Origin of the sequence: Aquibium oceanicum (assembly GCF_001889605.1) — a bacterium.
In the GTDB taxonomy this organism is placed as follows: Bacteria; Pseudomonadota; Alphaproteobacteria; order Rhizobiales; family Rhizobiaceae; genus Aquibium; species Aquibium oceanicum.
The window spans coordinates 5,071,446-5,088,287 of sequence record NZ_CP018171.1 but is presented as its reverse complement, the minus strand read 5'-3'; the positions used below and the strand labels follow the sequence as shown (position 1 = coordinate 5,088,287).

Genomic DNA, 16,842 nt, shown 5'->3' with positions numbered 1-16,842 from the left:
GCCGAGTTAAGTAAACTGGTCCCCTCTCACAGTGCGCGTTCGCCGTTACGGCAGCCCGCGCACCACCCCCAGCACATCCCCCTCCGCCGGTCGGCCCTCGAACTCCTCCACCACGCCGAACGCGCCGCCATAGCCCCACATGGACCATGCGAAGCCATGCTTCTCGGCAAGCGCGATCATGTCGCGGTGATAGGCGGCGCGCCATTTGGCTGGCATGACGAAGTCGTTCTGCCATTCCTGGCGGATCATGCCGAATTCGCCCAGGATGACGTTCTTTGGATCGATGCCGTGTTGGGCGGCCCAGGCGGCGGCGGTGTCGAAGGGTTCGGCCATGGCGGCCTCCAGTTCCTCCCGCGTATCGATGGCCGCGATCTGTTCGTCGAGATAGGCGAGCATGCCGGACTGGCGCAGCCATGGCGCCTCCGCGCGAATTTTCGCACGCGCCTGCTCGACCGCCGCGTCGAGTTCGGCGCGCGGCACGGCATGGGGCGGGTAGGGGATGCCGGTGACGTAGCGGATGAAGTCGCCGGACCAGGTCGCGCCCTGATGCGTCAGGAGGAACGGCGCGTAGGTGTGGAAGGACCAGATGACGTTGTCATCGGGGATCTGCGCCGGGTCGATGACGGCAAGCCCTTCCGCCGTGCCCCAGCAGGCGCCTGTCAGCACCAGGGTCAGCCGCGTGGCCGAAGCGCGCGCGGCGGCGTAGAGGCGTTGCAGCCGCTCGGGCCAGGCGGCGTCGCCCGGGCCGCATTCGGCCACGGGCTCGTTCATCAGTTCCAGCGCGACGCGTTCGGGATCCTCGGCCTTCAGCGTGCTTGCCATCCGCCGCACCACGTCGAGGTAGCGGTCGAACAGCGCCGGATCGTCCATGACCTGGCCCATGCCGACCGATCCGCCTGAACCGGTCGGGAAGAGGTGCAGGTCGACGATGGCCTTCAGCCCCGCGCCTTCCACCAGGCGCACGGCGTCGAGCACCTCGCCGTAGAGCCGGTCGTGGAACCGCGCAGAACGGTCAGACAGGAAGGGGCGCGGATCGATCGGGATGCGCACGAAGTCCAAGCCGTCGGCTTTCAATCCTTCGAGGCCGACGGCGTCGAGCGTGCGGCGCCATTCCGGGAAGGGCAGGAGCACGCCGTCCTCGCCCCAGCGGCTCTCGTCGGGCCAGGTGACCCAGATGTCGAGATTGATGCCGCGCTGGGCCTGGAAGGTCGCGGCCTGCGCGGGCAGAACGGTCAGCGCGACCGCGATCGCCAGCGCCCAGCGGGCCAGCCTCAGCGCAAGGGCGATCTGGCCCGTTCCCGGCCCGGCCTTGATCGAGGCGGGGCGAAATGCCATCGAGGTCGCAAGGTGCCGCATGCGGCGAGACATGGCAGAGCGAACCTCCGAAGGAAAGCGCGATGGCGGATCATGGTGAACGCGAGACCGGCCTGTCGGGCGAAATCACTGCGGACGGCCACCGGCTGTCGGCGCGCGTCTACTACGCCGACACGGATTTCTCCGGCTTCGTCTACCACGCGCGCTATCTCGAATTCCTGGAGCGGGGCAGGTCGGATTTCCTGCGGCTCTGCGGCGTCCACCATACCGAACTGGCGGCCGGCGCCGAGGGCGAAAAGATCGTCTGGGTGGTGCGGCGCATGGAGATCGATTTCCGCTCGCCCGCGAGAATGGACGACGTGCTGACCATCGAGACGCGGACCGAAAGCATTTCGGGGGCGCGCATCGTCATGGGCCAGCGCATCCTGCGCGACGGTACCGTGCTGATCGGGGCGAAGGTGGAGGCGGCGATCGTGGGCGAGGGCGGCAGGCCGCGGCGCTTTCCTAGGGAGTGGACCGCGGCATTCATGCCGGGCAGTGCCGGCTGAGCCGCGCCTCTGTTCCTAACGCCTCGTTAACCATAATCCTCCATGAATCGGATCGGTAGAATGCCGACGATGCCGCACGCCTTCGTTTCACCAAGATTCCTGCGGAAAAGGCCGCGATAGCGTCGGGAACGATGGCCGGAAAACCGTGCGGTTCCGGTCGAGCAGGGGCAAGTTGCGTGGGCGACCCGGCCGGCGGTTCACACTAGGACAGGACTTTCATGGAAACTCTCGCTCTCGCAGAGCCGTCCGCAAGCCTATCGGTATGGGCGCTCTTCTGGCAGGCCGGCTGGATCGTGAAGCTGGTCATGATCGGACTGCTCGGGGCGTCGATCTGGACCTGGGCGATCATCATCGACAAGATCATCGCCTATGGCCGCATGCGTCTGGCGCTCAACCGTTTCGAGCAGACCTTCTGGTCGGGGCAGTCGCTGGAAGAACTCTACCGCACGCTGTCGGAGCGCAACACCACGGGCATGGGCTCGATCTTCGTCGCTGCCATGCGCGAATGGAAGAAAAGCTTCGAGAAGGGCGCCCGCGCGCCGCTCGGGTTGCAGACGCGCATCGACAAGGCCATGGACCTCGCCCTGACGCGCGAGATGGAGCGGCTCGAGGGCCGGCTCGGCTTCCTCGCGACCATCGGATCGGCGGCGCCCTTCATCGGCCTGTTCGGCACAGTGGTCGGCATCATGACCTCCTTCCAGGCGATCGCCGGGTCGAAGTCGACCAGCCTCGCGGTCGTGGCGCCCGGCATCGCCGAGGCGCTGCTCGCCACTGCGATCGGCCTCCTGGCGGCCATTCCCGCGGTCGTGGCCTACAACAAGCTGTCGTCCGACGCCGGAAAGCTGGCGGTGCGGATGGAAGGCTTCGCCGACGAATTCTCGGCCATACTGTCGCGGCAGATCGATGAGAAGGTCGCTCAGCGCGCCTGAGGGAGAAAGTTTGCGATGGGCATGTCTGTAGGACAATCCGGCGGTCGGGGCACGCGCGGCCACAGGCGCCGGGGGCGGCACCACGGGCTGATATCCGAAATCAACGTCACGCCCTTCGTGGACGTGATGCTTGTGCTCCTGATCATCTTCATGGTGGCGGCGCCGCTGCTCACGGTCGGCGTTCCGATCGACCTGCCGGAGACGCAGGCCAAGGCGCTGAATGCCGACACGCAGCCGATCACCGTGTCGGTCAACGACAAGGGGCAGATCTACCTCCAGGAGACCGAGATACCGCTCGAGGAAATCGTGGCGAAGCTCGAGGCCATTTCCAAAACCGGCTACGAGGAGCGGATATACGTGCGCGGCGACAAGAGCGCCGACTACGGAACGGTGATGCGCGTGATGGCGCGCATCTCGGCGGCGGGGTTCCACAATCTCGGCCTCGTCACCCTGCAGGAGCAGGACAGCTAGCCGCGATGAAGGCCGGTCTCGTCACATCGACGATCCTGCATGCGGTGCTGCTCGGTGTCGGGCTGTTCTCGCTGTCGGCGCCGCGCGCCTTCGAGGTGATGGACGTCGAATCCTTCCCCGTCGAGATCGTGCCGATCGAGGAGATCAGCCAGGCGCAGGTCGGCGAGAGGGAAGCGCCCGCCGCCGAGGCGCCCGCGCCGGTGCCTACGACCCGTCCCGAGCCGGTGGAGAATGCCGAGCAGGTGGGCGACAACACGGTGGACACCCCCGCGCCGCCGACCCCAGATCCCAAGCCGCGTCCCGTCGAGACGGCCGCCTTGCCGGAGCCCGCGCCCGAACCCGCGCCGATCCCCGATCCCGTCCCGGAACCGGAACCGGCGAAGCCGGAGCCGAAGCCCGAACCCGTGCCGGCCACCGAGGTGACGCCGCAGCCCGAGCCGCCGCAGGAGGTCGAGCCCGACCCGGCGCCGGAACCGGAGCCGCAGCCGCAGCAGGAAGCCGAACCCGAACCGTCGCCGGAACCCGTTCCCGCCGAGGCCGAGGAAGCACAGGAAGCCGCGTTGCCCGAAAGCGCGCCGCGTCCCGAGGCGCGACCGAGGCCGCAGCCGGCGCAGGCGCAGACCGCCAAGACGCCCGAGCGCAAGGATGCCGAAGAGCCCGCCCAGAAGCAGGCCCAGGCGCCGGCGCAGGAAAAGAAGTCCGACGATCTTCTCCAGGACGTCGCCGCGCTCCTGAACAAGGACAAGGCCTCGGGTGGCGGCGCGAAGCGGTCGACCCAGGAGGCCGCGCTCGGCGGCAAGCGTAAGACCGGCGAGAAGCTATCGCAGAGCGAACTGGACGCGCTGCGAAACCAATTCTCCGGCTGCTGGAGCATACCGGCGGGAGCCGAAGGCGCGTCGGACCTGCGCGCCTCCATCCGGTTCAACGTCGCGCCCGGCGGACGCCTGGAAGGAATGCCGGAGGTCATCGCCTCCAGCGGCAACCGCCAGTTCGACGAGAGCGCGGTGCGCGCCGTCCAGAAATGCGACCAGAGAGGCTTTATCCTGCCGCAGGGCAAGGAGGACGTCTGGGCCGAGGTCGTGGTGAATTTCGACCCCACCGACATGTTCTGATCATGGTTCGCGGCTACCGGCAACACACGGATTTTCGCGGTTTTCTCCGCGCTACGGAATGAAGAAGGGCACGGCATGAAACCTCTCCTCAAACCTCTTCTGGTCGCTGCGGCCATGATCGCGGCCGTCTCGGGCGGGACGATCGTCCCGGCGCGGGCCCTGGTCGAGATCGACGTCAACAAGGGCGTGGTCGAGCCGCTGCCCATCGCGATCACCGACTTCCTGTCGGCCGACGCGCTCGGCGCCGAGATTTCGGGCATCGTCGCGGCCGACCTGCAGCGCTCGGGCCTGTTCGCGCCCATCGACCGGGCCGCCTTCATCGAGAAGATCTCCAATCCGGACGCCGCCCCGCGCTTCGAGGACTGGAAGGTCATCAACGCGCAGGCGCTGGTGACGGGACGCGTAAGCCAGGAGCCGGACGGCCGCATCCGCGCCGAGTACCGCCTGTGGGACACCTTCGCCGGGCAGCAGCTTTCGGGCGAGCAGTTCTTCGCCTCGCAGGCCAACAAGAGACGCATCGCGCACATCATCGCCGATGCGATCTACGAGCGGCTGACGGGCGAGAAGGGCTATTTCGACACGCGCATCGTCTTCATCGACGAATCCGGACCGAAGAACCAGCGCACCAAGCGGCTGGCCATCATGGACCAGGACGGCGCGAATGCCCGCTTCCTGTCCGACGGGCGGGCCATCTCGCTGACGCCGCGCTTCTCGCCGAACCGACAGGAAATCACCTACATGTCCTACGAGAGCGGCCAGCCGCAGGTCTACCTGCTGCAGCTCGAGACGGGGCAGCGCGAACTCGTCGGCAACTTCCCGGGCATGACCTTCGCGCCGCGCTTCTCGCCGGACGGCCAGAAGGTGATCATGAGCCTGCTGCGCGACGACGGAAACTCCAACATCTATACGCTCGACCTCAGGAGCCGCACCACGACGCGCCTGACGGATTCGACCGCCATCGACACCTCGCCGTCCTACTCGCCCGACGGAAGCCAGATCGTCTTCACCTCCGATCGTGGCGGGCGCGCGCAGATCTACGTCATGAACGCCGACGGCACGAACCAGCGGCGTATCTCCTTCGGCGAGGGAACCTACTCCACCCCGGTGTGGTCGCCGCGCGGCGACCTGATCGCTTTCACCAAGCAATCCGGCGGCGAGTTCCAGATCGGCGTCATGCGCACCGACGGATCGGGCGAGCGCATCCTTTCGTCCGGCTTCAGCCAGGAAGGCCCTACCTGGGCTCCGAACGGACGCGTCCTGATGTTCTTCAAGGAGCCGGCCGGCGCGGGCGGTCCGCGTCTCTACTCGGTGGACCTGACCGGCCGCAACGAGCAGCCGATTCAGAGCCCCAACTTCGCCTCCGACCCTGCCTGGTCGCCGCTGCTCGAATAGGCGGTGACATTGACGTGAAAAGGCGTCCGCGGCGGGCTCAAACCACGCCGCGGGCGCCTTTGCGTCGCGTTTCGGCCGCAATCGCGCCTAGGGTGCGGCAAACCGCAAATCAGCCGCGAGGCAGGGGGCGGACCAGTGGGGAATAAGAAAACATTAACCGTGTTTCTTGTTCGCCGGTTAACCGAAAGGTGGTTACTGGAAAGTCAAAGTAACCCCGACAATGCGAAGGAGTGGCGGTCATGCGCCGTATCGCAACGCTTACCAGGAATCCCGCCGTCATCGCGCTGGTGATGGCACTCGCGGTGACCGGATGTGCTTCGAAGAAGATCCCGAACAACGCGGCGGACATCGGCCTCAACGGCGCCGGTTCGGCCACGCCGGGATCCCAGCAGGATTTCACCGTCAACGTCGGCGACCGGATTTTCTTCGACACCGATTCGTCCTCGATCCGCGCCGATGCGCAGGCGACGCTGTCGCGGCAGGCGCAGTGGCTGAACCAGTATCCGAACTATGCCATCACGATCGAAGGCCATGCCGACGAACGCGGCACGCGTGAATACAACCTCGCGCTCGGTGCCAGGCGCGCCGCCGCCACGCGCGACTTCCTCGTCGCCCGCGGCGTCCCGGCGACCCGCCTGAGGACGATCTCCTACGGCAAGGAACGCCCGGTGGCCGTTTGCGACAACATCTCCTGCTGGTCGCAGAACCGCCGCGCGGTGACCGTGCTCGGCGGCGCCGGCAGCTGATCCATCAATCGAAGCCGGCGGGTCGATAGCGGCCCGCCGATTTCGGATGCCGTCCATCTCGCTTTGTGCCAAAACAAAATTTGGCCGAAGTCGCAAGGCTTGGTAAATTCGATATCGAGGCGCGACAGCGCCTCCGGCATTCGAAATTCCCAAAGCGAGATCGTCGATGAAATCCACCACGATATTCTGCGCTGCCCTGTCGCTGCCGCTCCTCGTCGGGAGCATGGCGGTCGCGGCTCCGCTCAACAATCCGTCGCCGGCCGACGGCGGGACTCTGCAGCGTCTCCTGCCGCAGAACTGGTTGCGCCAGCCCGGCGAGGCGCCGCGCGTCCAACTCGCCCAGGCCGGCGACCCCCGCGTCGTCCAGCTCGAGGAACAGATCCGGCAGTTGAACGGCAAGATCGAGGAGCTGAACTTCCTCCTTCTGCAGACGCAGGACCAGATCCGCAAGATGCAGGAGGACAACGAGTTCCGCCTCCAGCAGCTCGAGGAAAAGCAGGGGGCAGTGTCGGTCCGTCCCTCGGAGGATACGGCGAGCAACGCCTCCGGCGGTACCGATACCCTCGCGGGCGCGCAGGCTCCCGGAGCCGCGCAGCCGGCGGGCGAAATGCCCAAGACGCTCGGCACGATCACCTTCGACGCCAACGGCAATTCCGTCGGCGGCAGCGCCGGCGGGGGCGAGGAGGACACGGCGTTCGCCGAGGGTGGCAGTCAGGTGCCGGGCGGTGGTACGACGGACGGCACGCAGGTCGCGGCGCTTCCCGCCACCGACAGCCCGGACGAACTCTACCGCAACGCCTACAACTTCATCCTGTCGGGCGACTACGCGACGGCCGAGGCCGGGTTCCGCGAACACATCGAACGCTTTCCCGACGATCCGAAGGCCGCCGACGCGAATTACTGGCTCGGTGAAGCGCTGCTCGGCATGCAGGAATACCGGCAGGCGGCCGAAGTGTTCCTCGCCGCCAACCAGAGCTACCCGAATTCGGGCAAGTCGCCCGACATGCTCCTGAAGCTCGGCGTCTCGCTCGCCGCGCTCAACCAGCGCGATGTCGCCTGCGCCACCTATGCCGAGATCGGCAACCGCTACCGCGATGTTTCCGCCGCCCTCAAGGAGCGGGTGAAGGCAGAGCAGGCGCTCGCGGGCTGCTGACGCATTCGCGTTCGCTCCGCGCTTCCAGCTTCGCTGCCGCGTGGAACCGATGTTCCGGGCCGCCGTTGTGGCCGGCCAGACAGGGGAGCGTATGCTGGACATCAGCCCGAACCCAATCTTTTCCCGCATACGCCTGCCCGATTCGGGGCCGGTCGTGGCGGCCGTTTCGGGCGGAAGCGATTCGCTCGCGCTGCTGATCCTGCTGGAGGCCCATCTTCGCGCAAACGGCAGCGGCGGCGAAATCCTCGCCGTCACGGTGGATCATGGCCTGAGACCGCAAGCCGCGGATGAGGCGGCGATGGTGGCGCGGCTGTGCACCGAACGCGGAATTCCCCACCGGACGATCAAATGGGAAGGCGAGAAGCCGGCGACCGGTGTGTCGGCGGCGTCGCGCGAAGCCCGCTACCGGCTGCTCGCCGAGGTGGCCGCGGAGGCTGGCGCTTCCGTCGTTTTGACCGGACACACGATGAACGATCAAGCCGAGACCATCGCCATGCGGCGGGAACGCGGGGATGGGCGTGGTTTGGCGGGAATGGCGCCCGCCACTCTTTACGACGGCAAGATGTGGATCGTGCGGCCGCTGCTGGCCTGCCGTCGCGCCGATCTCAAGAACGTGCTGGTCGATGCCGGTATTTCCTGGGCCGACGATCCCAGCAACGAGATGGCGCAGTACGAGCGGGTCTCCGCACGACGCGCGCTTGCCGGCCCCGAGGAGGACGAGATCGTCTCCGCCCTCATCGAGCAGGGACGTCTGGCGGCGGAGGATCGTGTCGCCACGGGCGAACGCGCGGCCGAAATCATCACACGATATGCCAGCATCGTCTCTCCCGGCCTGGTGAAGCTCGATCCGGCCTTCGCGCGGGTGAACGACCGCCCGGGTGCGCGTCTGGCGCTGCGCATCCTGCTTGCCGCGGTCGGCGGCCGCGAGCACCTTCCGGACGCGGCGCGGGCGCGAAAACTCTACGAGCGGCTCGACGGCGCAGCCTTTCGGAGCACCCTGGGCGGCGCGGTCGTCGATCTGCGCAAGGCGGGAGTAGGCTATCTGCACCGCGAGATGCGCGCGGGCTGGACCGGTGCCATGCAGGCGGCCGCCGGCGGCGTGTGGGATGGCCGATACCGCGTCAACGGCGGCGGGCTGCCGGAAAACGCCGTGGTCGAAGCGCTCGGCGGCACGCTTGCCGAAGCGCGCGTGCGCGACCGCAACGGCGCGCCGCAGGCCCTGATGCGCGCGGCGATGGCGGCGGAACCTCTCGTCCATGTTCGGCACGCCGAATCCGGCAGCGAAGGAAGCGGCCCGGGCGGGCTTTCCGAGCGGTTGCGGCGACTGCCAGCGCCCTGGATCCGGTTCCTGCCGAGCTTCGATCTCGCGCCCGCCAGGGCCGTGGCGGATCTGCTCGGTGGTGAACCTGTCCCCGAACCGCCATTGCGCAGCCACAATGCCGCATAAGGTCCTTAACCGAATGCCGGGCAAATGCTTGGCATTGGGTTTCGTGAACCCTATGTTAGCCTGAATTCTCCACGATGGACGCGCATCGCCAGCCGGATGCGCACGGGACCCGAAGATGAATCCAAATTACCGCAATCTCGCGCTGTGGGCGATCATCGCCGTTCTCCTGATTGCGCTGTTCAATCTGTTCCAGACGCCGCAGCAGCGCGGCAGTGCGCGCGAAGTCGCCTATTCGGAGTTCCTCCAGGACGTCTCGTCCGGGCGGGTCAAGTCGGTCACCATCGCCGGCGAGCGCATCACCGGCACCTATGTCGACAACGGCGCCGGGTTCCAGACCTACTCTCCCGGCGATCCCTCGCTGGTGAGCCGGCTGGAGGAGCGCGGCGTGACGATCAACGCCCGGCCCGAGAATGACGGTTCCAACTCCATCTTCGGCTACCTCATCTCCTGGCTGCCCATGATCCTGATCCTGGGCGTCTGGATATTCTTCATGCGCCAGATGCAGTCCGGTTCCGGGCGCGCCATGGGCTTCGGCAAGTCGAAGGCGAAGCTCCTCACCGAGGCGCATGGCCGCGTCACCTTCCAGGACGTGGCGGGCGTCGACGAGGCCAAGGAGGATCTCGAGGAGATCGTCGAGTTCCTGCGCGACCCGCAGAAGTTCCAGCGCCTGGGAGGCAAGATCCCGCGCGGCGTGCTTCTCGTCGGCCCTCCCGGCACCGGCAAGACGCTGCTCGCGCGCTCCGTCGCGGGTGAGGCGAACGTGCCGTTCTTCACGATCTCCGGCTCCGACTTCGTCGAGATGTTCGTGGGCGTCGGTGCCAGCCGCGTGCGCGACATGTTCGACCAGGCCAAGAAGAACGCGCCCTGCATCATCTTCATCGACGAGATCGACGCGGTCGGCCGCCATCGCGGCGCCGGCCTCGGCGGCGGCAATGACGAGCGCGAGCAGACGCTCAATCAGTTGCTCGTCGAGATGGACGGCTTCGAGACCAACGAGGGCATCATCCTGATCGCGGCGACAAACCGTCCCGACGTGCTCGATCCCGCGCTGCTCAGGCCCGGCCGCTTCGACCGCCAGGTGGTCGTGCCGAACCCGGACATCACCGGCCGCGAGAAGATCCTCAAGGTGCATGCGCGCAACGTGCCGCTGGCGCCGAACGTCGACCTCAAGGTCCTGGCCCGCGGCACGCCGGGCTTCTCCGGCGCCGATCTCGCCAACCTCGTCAACGAGTCGGCCCTGATGGCGGCGCGGCGCAACAAGCGTCTCGTCACGATGGCCGAGTTCGAAGACGCCAAGGACAAGATCATGATGGGCGCGGAGCGCCGCTCGACCGCGATGACGCAGGCCGAGAAGGAGCTCACCGCCTATCACGAGGCCGGCCATGCCATCATGGCGCTGAACGTCCAGTCGGCCGATCCGCTGCACAAGGCGACGATCATCCCGCGCGGCCGCGCGCTCGGCATGGTCATGCAGCTGCCCGAAGGCGACCGCTACTCGATGAGCTACAAGTACATGGTCTCGCGTCTCGCCATCATGATGGGCGGGCGCGTCGCCGAGGAGATCAAGTTCGGCAAGGAAAATATCACCTCGGGTGCTGCCTCCGACATCGACCAGGCGACCAAGCTCGCGCGCGCCATGGTCACCCGCTGGGGCTTCTCCGACAAGCTCGGTCAGGTTGCCTATGGAGACAATCAGGAAGAGGTCTTCCTCGGCCACTCCGTTGCGCGCCAGCAGCACATGTCGGAGGAGACGCAGAAGATCATCGACGCCGAGGTGCGCCGGCTGATCGAGGAGGCCTACTCCGAGGCGCGCCGGATCCTGACAGAGAAGAACGACGAATGGATCGCGGTGGCTGAGGCGCTTCTCGAGTACGAGACCCTTTCCGGCGACGAGATCCGCCAGGTGATGGCCGGGCAGAAGCCGAACCGCGACGTCGGCGACGACACCCCGCCATCGCGCGGCTCGGCCGTTCCGAAGGCGGGCGTGCACGGCAAGAAGAAGGGCGGCGAAGAGCCCGATGCCGGCATGGAGCCGCAGCCGCAGGGCTGATTGCGTCCAGAGAACTCCATCGGGAACGGCCGGGGCATCGCTCCGGCCGTTTCCGTAGAGAGGCCGCTACTGGCAGAGACGGTAGCCGCTGCTTCGCTCCGCCAGATCGAAGTGGAGGTGGTTGTCGTGATACTCGTCCGAACCGGGGCCGAGTACGGTGGTGAAGTGCATGCAAGCGCCGGCGCGCACGGCGCGCTGGAACGCTTCCTCGATCGTGCCCTTGCCGGCGCGCGGCACGATCGGGATCGGATCGTGATTGTCCAGACCGAAGCCGGAAATGTCGATTGCCGTGCCTCGGGCGTGTTCGGAGATCTTGGCGTCCGGCTGGTTGTTCCGGGTGCGGCAGACATAGGTGGAGGCGTGGGTGATTTCCCTGAGTTCCACGCCCGCGCCCAGCACGCTGACGGCCGGCAACACCTCGTCGTGCACCCACCGCGCGGTCGCAAGCGCCGAAGCACAGGTCATCTCCGTATCGGGTTTGACGATGATGCCCGGCGCCGCCTGGCGCAGATTGTAGGGCCGGTAGACACCGCAAGCCCCCTCGCCGTCGATCGTATCGCGCCGCTCGAACACCGCGCCGAGTGTACGAAGTTCCGCCTCGCACTGCGCGATTTCCGCCCCGTCGACCGGCTCGGGCGACCGGTCCGGCGCCGTGGCCGGATCGGGACCCTTTGCGGCTTCCTCTCCAACGGCATCTGTGTCCTCAGCCGGAGCCTCGTCATCCGAGCCGCTTTCGATCGCCGCATCGCCGGTGGTGTCGCCGGCGGTCTCCGGCTTGGTCTCTCCGGCTTTTTCCGCCGGCTCGCCTGAGTCTTCCGCCCTCGGATTGTCGGGCGGCGCCGGTGCCGTCTCGGGCAGGTCGGCTGCGGCTGCAAGGAGAAGGAGGGCGGGGAGGAGTACCAGGTTGCGCATAGCGCTACTCCTCGAACACGACCGGCACGCCGGTCTCGACGGCATGGGCGAGTTCCCTCGCGTCCCAGTTCGTCATGCGCACACAGCCATGCGAACTGGTCTTGTCGACCTCGGCAGGATACGGGGTTCCGTGGATGCCGTAGGTCGGCTTGGAGAGATCGATCCAGACAAGGCCAACGGGATTGTTCGGCCCCGGCGGAAGCGTCAGCACCTCGTCATTGTCGCCCTGCTGGAAATTCTCGTCGGGCCGGTACGTGTAGGTCGGCTCCGTGGCGATCGCCGTCACCTCGTGGGTGCCGGTCGGGGAGGGAAGCGCCTCGCTGCCGATCGTGACCGGATAGCTCAGGACGAGCTTGTCCGAATCGTCATAGGCCAGAAGCCGCGCCATCGACTTGTCGGCGACGATGCGGTCGATCTGGGGTTTTGAATCCTCGCCGGGAGCGGCGACCCAGATCTCGGTGCCGACGGCTTCGAAATCGGCTGAAGGATTGAGCTTGCGCAGGAAGTCGATGTCCATGTGGAAGCGCTCGGCGATTTTCTCGGCGACGCTGGTGAAGCCGAGCCAGTCCCGCTCGGCGAGTTCCGCATAGTCCTCCGGCAGCGACGACACGATGCGCGACACGTCGTCTTCGGAAACCGCATGGCGGACGAAGGCGTCGCCCGAATACGCCTGGAGCGCTTCCCAGGCCTCCTGGTCGAGCCTGCCGTCCACCGGCATCCCGTTCATCTCCTCGAAAGCCATCAGGGCCTTCTCGACGTTCTCGCCTTCATAGCCGTCGATGACGCCCGGCGAGGCATGCGCCCGATCGAGAAGCACCTGGAGGCGGGCGGCAAGCACGCTCTGTCCATCGGGCAAGGAGCCTTCCGAATAGCTGGCCGCGTTGATCGCGTCGGCCGCGATCTCATCGTTCGGCTGCGCCCAGGCAGAAGCGGAGATCGTGAGGCCGGAGGCCAGAATGGTCGAGACCAGGTGTTTCATGAAGCGGTGCTTCCTTTCGGGTTCCTGGAAGAACGCGCCGATGGGGGAAGCGTTCACACCGCAGGTTCCGCCGAAGGGGCGGTCAGGCGGGAATTGCGAGGAATTTTATCTCCTGCTCATGGAAAACCGTCTCAGGTTGGACCATTTGACGGCTGAGTTGCGCCAGATCGGACACCCCTCTTCATGATTACCTTGCTCATTCTCATCGGCGGCCTTGTCCTGCTCGTCATCGGAGGCGAGCTGCTGGTGCGCGGTTCCGTCAACGTCGCCAGCCGCCTGGGGGTCTCCCCGCTGGTCATCGGCCTGACGCTGGTGGGATTCGGCACGTCTACCCCCGAACTGGTGACTTCGCTCCAGGCCGCCCTCAACGGTTCTCCGGGCATTGCCTACGGCAACATCGTCGGCTCCAATATCGCCAACATCCTGCTGATCCTCGGGATCTCGACGATGATCCTGCCGATTGCCGTAGCGTCGAGCACATTGAAGCGCGACGGGGTCGTCATGATCGCCGTTGCGGTGGCATTCGCCGTCATCGCCGCGACGATGCCGGCCGGCCGTCTGGTCGGGGCCGTCTTCGTGGTGGCACTGGCGTGCTACATCTATCTGGCCTTCCGTCAGGAAAAGACGGCCAACGTCGACCATGGCGCGGTCTACGACAAGAGCATCGCCGTGCAGGAGGCGGACCCTGCGCTCGCGCCCAAGGCCGCCGTCTCGGGATCGATGCTGCTGCCGATCGTGACCGCCGTCGCGGGTCTGGGGATCGTCGTCCTGGGCGGCTACCTGCTGGTCGACAGCGCGGTCGCCATCGCGCGGGAACTCGGCGTATCCGAGACCATCATCGGGCTGACGATCGTGGCGGTCGGAACATCGCTGCCGGAACTCGTGACGTCGGTGATGGCCGCGTTGCGCAAGCAGACCGACGTCGCCTTCGGCAACATCGTCGGCTCAAACATCTACAACATCCTCGGCATCGGCGGGATCACGGCCTTGACGGCGCCGTCGCAGGTGCCGGCCGAGATCGTCGGGTTCGACAACCTTCTGATGGTCGCGGTTTCCCTTCTGATCGTCGGCTTCGCCTATACCGGCAGGCGGATCAGCCGCGGCGAGGGCGGCGTTCTGTTTGCCGGCTATATAGGCTACGTCGCCTGGATCTGGCCGTAGCTCGGCCGGAAGCAAAGGGGTTTATCCCCGATCTGGTACGCCGCGAGGATTGGGACGAGCCGAGCGGAACGCGAATTCCGCCAGTCACCGGCCCAACTCGCGGCCGGTGCGAATTGGCGCCTCCCCAGGCCCGAATGCGGGCTCGATGCCGCTTTGAGCGGCGCGGCAGGGTTTACATGCCGCCACGGCACCTTATCTTGAAAGGGTCGGCGAGGCCGGCTTCGCGCGGTGCCGCGCCACGGGCGCATGACCGCAACACACCTCCAGATACGGATACCCAATCATGACCGATGTTCATAGCGGCGACACCGTACGCGTTCACTACACCCTCACCCTGACCGACGGCACGCCGGTCGAATCCTCGCGCGGGAAGGACCCTCTCCAGTTCCAGGTCGGTGCAGGCCAGATCATTCCCGGCGTCGAGCGCCAGGTGGACGGGATGACCGTCGGCGAGACGCGCACCGTCACCGTCCCCGCCGCGGAAGCCTACGGTCCCCGCGACGAAGCCGGCGTCCAGACCGTGCCGCGCTCGGCCATTCCGGCCGAGGTGAGTATCGGCGACAGGCTGCAGGCCAAGACGCCCGATGGCCGCGAGGTCCCGCTCACCGTCGCGGGCATGGACGAGGAAAACGTCACCGTGGACGCCAATCACCCGCTCGCCGGACGGGATCTCGTCTTCGAGATCGAGGTTCTGGAGGTCGTCTAAAGGCGCGCGTACCCAGACATCCTGAGCGAAGGTCGGGAGGAGGCCGAACCGCCGCCGATGGGGCCTCGGAAACCGAATGGAGCAAGAAGGCGAGCGGCGAAGTCCGTCGTCTGCCTGGGTTGGCGCGCGCCAGTCGGGTGGCGTAGCCGCACGGGTGGAGGATTCGTTCGCTGGATTTCGGCCGCCATCGCGCCGCACCTTCGGGTTCGGCGCCGTAAGGGCGTTCGCCGTATATGATCCGGCGCCAGCTCGCCGCACGCAAGCTCGGCACGATCGAGTGCCGGCCTTCACCGCATGAGGCCGGTGTCGCAATTGAACATCGATCCGACGCTTCAGTGGCGTCGAAGTTCGATCATGGAAGGTCGAACAAACGGGGAGACCCCGATCGCGTGAAAGCTCGCCCATGATCAAAGTGCTGCACGGCGTTTGGCCTCTTCTTCTCGGAATTGTGCTCATCATGCTCGGCAACGGCATGCATTTTACGCTTATCGGCCTGCGTGGCGGGATCGAAGGGTTTTCTGCCGCCGAGCTCGCCGTCGTCACCTCGGGTTATTTCCTTGGCTTTCTGTCGGGTGCCCGCATGACACCTTTGATGATCCAAAGGGTTGGACATGTGCGGGTATTCGCGGCGCTCGGCAGTTTCATGTCTGCGGGTCTGATTGCCCTGCCTCTATTGGCCGAACCCTGGGCTTGGACGGTACTGCGGGTGTTGGTGGGTTTTTGCATGTCCGGCATCTACGTCGCGGCCGAAAGCTGGATAAATGCCGCGGCCACCAATGAGACCCGTGGAAAGGTGCTGTCGGCCTACATGATCGCTCAGACGCTGGGCATCATCGGTGCGCAAGGACTGCTGGCGCTTGGCGACGCGGGAACCTCCGTGCTCTTCATTGTAGCCTCGATCCTCGTGTCTATTTCCTTTGCGCCTATCCTTTTATCCGCAACCCAGGTTCCGACGATCGAAGTCGCGCGCCCGATGCCCTTGCGTAAACTCTTCTCGGGGTCGCCTCTCGGAACTGTCGGGATCTTTCTGCTTGGCAGCGTCTACGCGACGCAATCAGGCATGGGCGCCGTCTTCGGCACACAAATCGGGCTTTCGCCAAGCCAGATCGCGCTCTTCGTGGCGATGCTGTTTGCCGGCGCCTTGATGCTTCAATATCCCATCGGCTGGCTGTCGGACAGGATGGACCGACGCAAGCTGATCTTTGGGGCGGCCTTGTTCGGCGCGACATCCTGCGCATTGGGGTGGATGTTCGGTGGCGGTTTTTGGTCCTTGATGGCGGCCGCGTTTTTCACCGGAGGTGTGACAACGCCACTATATGCCCTGCTGCTGGCCTACACCAACGACGCGCTTTCGGCCGAGGACATGCCAGCGGCTTCCGGCGGGCTTGTCTTCACCTTCGGGCTCGGCGCGATTGTCGGGCCGTTGGGGACAGGCTGGGCGATGCAAGCGCTTGGACCGTTCGCTTTCTGGTCGGTGCTCGGCGCAACCTTCATCGGCATCGCGCTCTATGCACTGTACCGCATGACGCAGCGCGCAAGCACTCCAGTAACGGAAACCGAAAGCTATCTTGGCGTGTTGCCGACGGCGTCACCCGTGGCAGTGGAGGCGGCAGGCGCCTGGGCCGCAGAACAGGCGGAGTCAGAACGCGAGGTCGACGACCCCCACCCCTGACTGGGCAAACAGTGATCTGAATGGCGCTTTTGAGCGTGGTTCCACTCCAAAGGTCCACGGCGGAGTTCAAGGCAAAGGGTGTGCTTGAAGCGAACCTCGGCGGGCGGACAATTTCGGAGCCGGCCACGAAGCATCAGTTTCACTCGAGCTGCATCTCGCAGTGAAAACGTCAGGCATCAAAAAGCTGGCCGGGGCGTCTCCCGACAAGACTTAGGACTTGCAGGTCGGCGCCTTGAGCGGCTGGACGGAC

General features: G+C 66.1%; 15 protein-coding genes. 12 read left to right on the top strand and 3 right to left on the bottom strand.

Going from position 1 to position 16,842, the window contains the following annotated elements; all coding sequences use genetic code 11:
• Window positions 1-45: 45 nt before the first annotated feature.
• Entirely contained in the window at window positions 46-1,368 is a 1,323-nt protein-coding gene (locus BSQ44_RS24930; RefSeq protein WP_235633307.1) for a glycoside hydrolase family 5 protein, read from the bottom strand.
• A gap of 29 nt (window positions 1,369-1,397) precedes the next feature.
• On the opposite strand from BSQ44_RS24930, the gene ybgC reads away from it, so the two are divergent.
• The 9 genes from ybgC (at window position 1,398) to ftsH (ending at window position 11,162) form a co-directional block, all read left to right on the top strand.
• Window positions 1,398-1,862 (top strand): tol-pal system-associated acyl-CoA thioesterase, encoded by a 465-nt coding sequence (gene ybgC / locus BSQ44_RS24925; RefSeq protein ID WP_072607701.1) that lies wholly within the window; start codon window positions 1,398-1,400, stop codon window positions 1,860-1,862.
• Window positions 1,863-2,080: 218 nt separating this feature from the next.
• Window positions 2,081-2,791 carry a protein TolQ gene (gene tolQ / locus BSQ44_RS24920; protein ID WP_072607700.1) on the top strand — a complete coding sequence of 237 codons (711 nt, stop codon included), beginning with the start codon at window positions 2,081-2,083 and terminating at the stop codon, window positions 2,789-2,791.
• Between the two features lie 15 nt (window positions 2,792-2,806).
• Window positions 2,807-3,262 (top strand): protein TolR, encoded by a 456-nt coding sequence (gene tolR, locus BSQ44_RS24915; protein WP_072607699.1) that lies wholly within the window; start codon window positions 2,807-2,809, stop codon window positions 3,260-3,262.
• A 5-nt stretch (window positions 3,263-3,267) separates the two neighbouring features.
• A complete protein-coding gene (locus tag BSQ44_RS24910; RefSeq protein ID WP_072607698.1) occupies window positions 3,268-4,374 on the top strand; it encodes a TonB family protein in 1,107 nt (368 codons plus the stop codon).
• A 114-nt stretch (window positions 4,375-4,488) separates the two neighbouring features.
• On the top strand, window positions 4,489-5,766 hold the full coding sequence (tolB, locus tag BSQ44_RS24905; RefSeq protein ID WP_235633448.1) for a Tol-Pal system beta propeller repeat protein TolB: 1,278 nt from the start codon (window positions 4,489-4,491) through the stop codon (window positions 5,764-5,766).
• Between the two features lie 239 nt (window positions 5,767-6,005).
• Window positions 6,006-6,512, top strand: a complete 507-nt coding sequence (pal, locus tag BSQ44_RS24900) for a peptidoglycan-associated lipoprotein Pal (RefSeq protein ID WP_072608279.1) — start codon at window positions 6,006-6,008, stop codon at window positions 6,510-6,512.
• Window positions 6,513-6,678: 166 nt separating this feature from the next.
• Window positions 6,679-7,665, top strand: a complete 987-nt coding sequence (ybgF, locus tag BSQ44_RS24895; protein WP_072607696.1) for a tol-pal system protein YbgF — start codon at window positions 6,679-6,681, stop codon at window positions 7,663-7,665.
• 91 nt (window positions 7,666-7,756) lie between these two features.
• Window positions 7,757-9,112, top strand: a complete 1,356-nt coding sequence (gene tilS / locus BSQ44_RS24890; protein ID WP_072608278.1) for a tRNA lysidine(34) synthetase TilS — start codon at window positions 7,757-7,759, stop codon at window positions 9,110-9,112.
• 115 nt (window positions 9,113-9,227) lie between these two features.
• A complete protein-coding gene (gene ftsH / locus BSQ44_RS24885; protein WP_072607695.1) occupies window positions 9,228-11,162 on the top strand; it encodes an ATP-dependent zinc metalloprotease FtsH in 1,935 nt (644 codons plus the stop codon).
• A gap of 66 nt (window positions 11,163-11,228) precedes the next feature.
• On the opposite strand, the gene BSQ44_RS24880 is transcribed toward ftsH, so the two are convergent.
• The gene (locus BSQ44_RS24880; RefSeq protein ID WP_072607694.1) at window positions 11,229-12,074 is read right to left on the bottom strand and encodes an extensin family protein; all 846 of its coding nucleotides are present in this window, start codon (window positions 12,072-12,074) and stop codon (window positions 11,229-11,231) included.
• A gap of 4 nt (window positions 12,075-12,078) precedes the next feature.
• Window positions 12,079-13,053 carry a L,D-transpeptidase family protein gene (locus BSQ44_RS24875; protein WP_072608277.1) on the bottom strand — a complete coding sequence of 325 codons (975 nt, stop codon included), beginning with the start codon at window positions 13,051-13,053 and terminating at the stop codon, window positions 12,079-12,081.
• A 183-nt stretch (window positions 13,054-13,236) separates the two neighbouring features.
• On the opposite strand from BSQ44_RS24875, the gene BSQ44_RS24870 reads away from it, so the two are divergent.
• From BSQ44_RS24870 to BSQ44_RS24860, 3 genes are all read left to right on the top strand, one after another.
• Window positions 13,237-14,214 (top strand): calcium/sodium antiporter, encoded by a 978-nt coding sequence (locus tag BSQ44_RS24870; RefSeq protein ID WP_072607693.1) that lies wholly within the window; start codon window positions 13,237-13,239, stop codon window positions 14,212-14,214.
• A 283-nt stretch (window positions 14,215-14,497) separates the two neighbouring features.
• Window positions 14,498-14,920, top strand: coding sequence for an FKBP-type peptidyl-prolyl cis-trans isomerase (locus tag BSQ44_RS24865; RefSeq protein WP_072607692.1), 423 nt, complete (start codon window positions 14,498-14,500; stop codon window positions 14,918-14,920).
• 403 nt (window positions 14,921-15,323) lie between these two features.
• On the top strand, window positions 15,324-16,592 hold the full coding sequence (locus BSQ44_RS24860; RefSeq protein ID WP_072607691.1) for an MFS transporter: 1,269 nt from the start codon (window positions 15,324-15,326) through the stop codon (window positions 16,590-16,592).
• The last annotated feature ends 250 nt before the right edge of the window (window positions 16,593-16,842 follow it).

Excerpts from the sequence above, each read along its gene's own strand:
- BSQ44_RS24875 (WP_072608277.1), bottom strand. The coding sequence starts at position 13,053 with ATGAAACACCTGGTCTCGACCATTCTGGCCTCCGGCCTCACGATCTCC.
- ybgF (WP_072607696.1), top strand. The coding sequence starts at position 6,679 with ATGAAATCCACCACGATATTCTGCGCTGCCCTGTCGCTGCCGCTCCTC.
- ftsH (WP_072607695.1), top strand. The coding sequence starts at position 9,228 with ATGAATCCAAATTACCGCAATCTCGCGCTGTGGGCGATCATCGCCGTT.
- BSQ44_RS24930 (WP_235633307.1), bottom strand. The coding sequence starts at position 1,368 with ATGTCTCGCCGCATGCGGCACCTTGCGACCTCGATGGCATTTCGCCCC.
- tolR (WP_072607699.1), top strand. The coding sequence starts at position 2,807 with ATGGGCATGTCTGTAGGACAATCCGGCGGTCGGGGCACGCGCGGCCAC.
- tilS (WP_072608278.1), top strand. The coding sequence starts at position 7,757 with ATGCTGGACATCAGCCCGAACCCAATCTTTTCCCGCATACGCCTGCCC.
- BSQ44_RS24910 (WP_072607698.1), top strand. The coding sequence starts at position 3,268 with ATGAAGGCCGGTCTCGTCACATCGACGATCCTGCATGCGGTGCTGCTC.
- BSQ44_RS24880 (WP_072607694.1), bottom strand. The coding sequence starts at position 12,074 with ATGCGCAACCTGGTACTCCTCCCCGCCCTCCTTCTCCTTGCAGCCGCA.
- ybgC (WP_072607701.1), top strand. The coding sequence starts at position 1,398 with ATGGCGGATCATGGTGAACGCGAGACCGGCCTGTCGGGCGAAATCACT.
- pal (WP_072608279.1), top strand. The coding sequence starts at position 6,006 with ATGCGCCGTATCGCAACGCTTACCAGGAATCCCGCCGTCATCGCGCTG.
- BSQ44_RS24860 (WP_072607691.1), top strand. The coding sequence starts at position 15,324 with ATGATCAAAGTGCTGCACGGCGTTTGGCCTCTTCTTCTCGGAATTGTG.
- tolQ (WP_072607700.1), top strand. The coding sequence starts at position 2,081 with ATGGAAACTCTCGCTCTCGCAGAGCCGTCCGCAAGCCTATCGGTATGG.
- BSQ44_RS24865 (WP_072607692.1), top strand. The coding sequence starts at position 14,498 with ATGACCGATGTTCATAGCGGCGACACCGTACGCGTTCACTACACCCTC.
- BSQ44_RS24870 (WP_072607693.1), top strand. The coding sequence starts at position 13,237 with ATGATTACCTTGCTCATTCTCATCGGCGGCCTTGTCCTGCTCGTCATC.
- tolB (WP_235633448.1), top strand. The coding sequence starts at position 4,489 with ATGATCGCGGCCGTCTCGGGCGGGACGATCGTCCCGGCGCGGGCCCTG.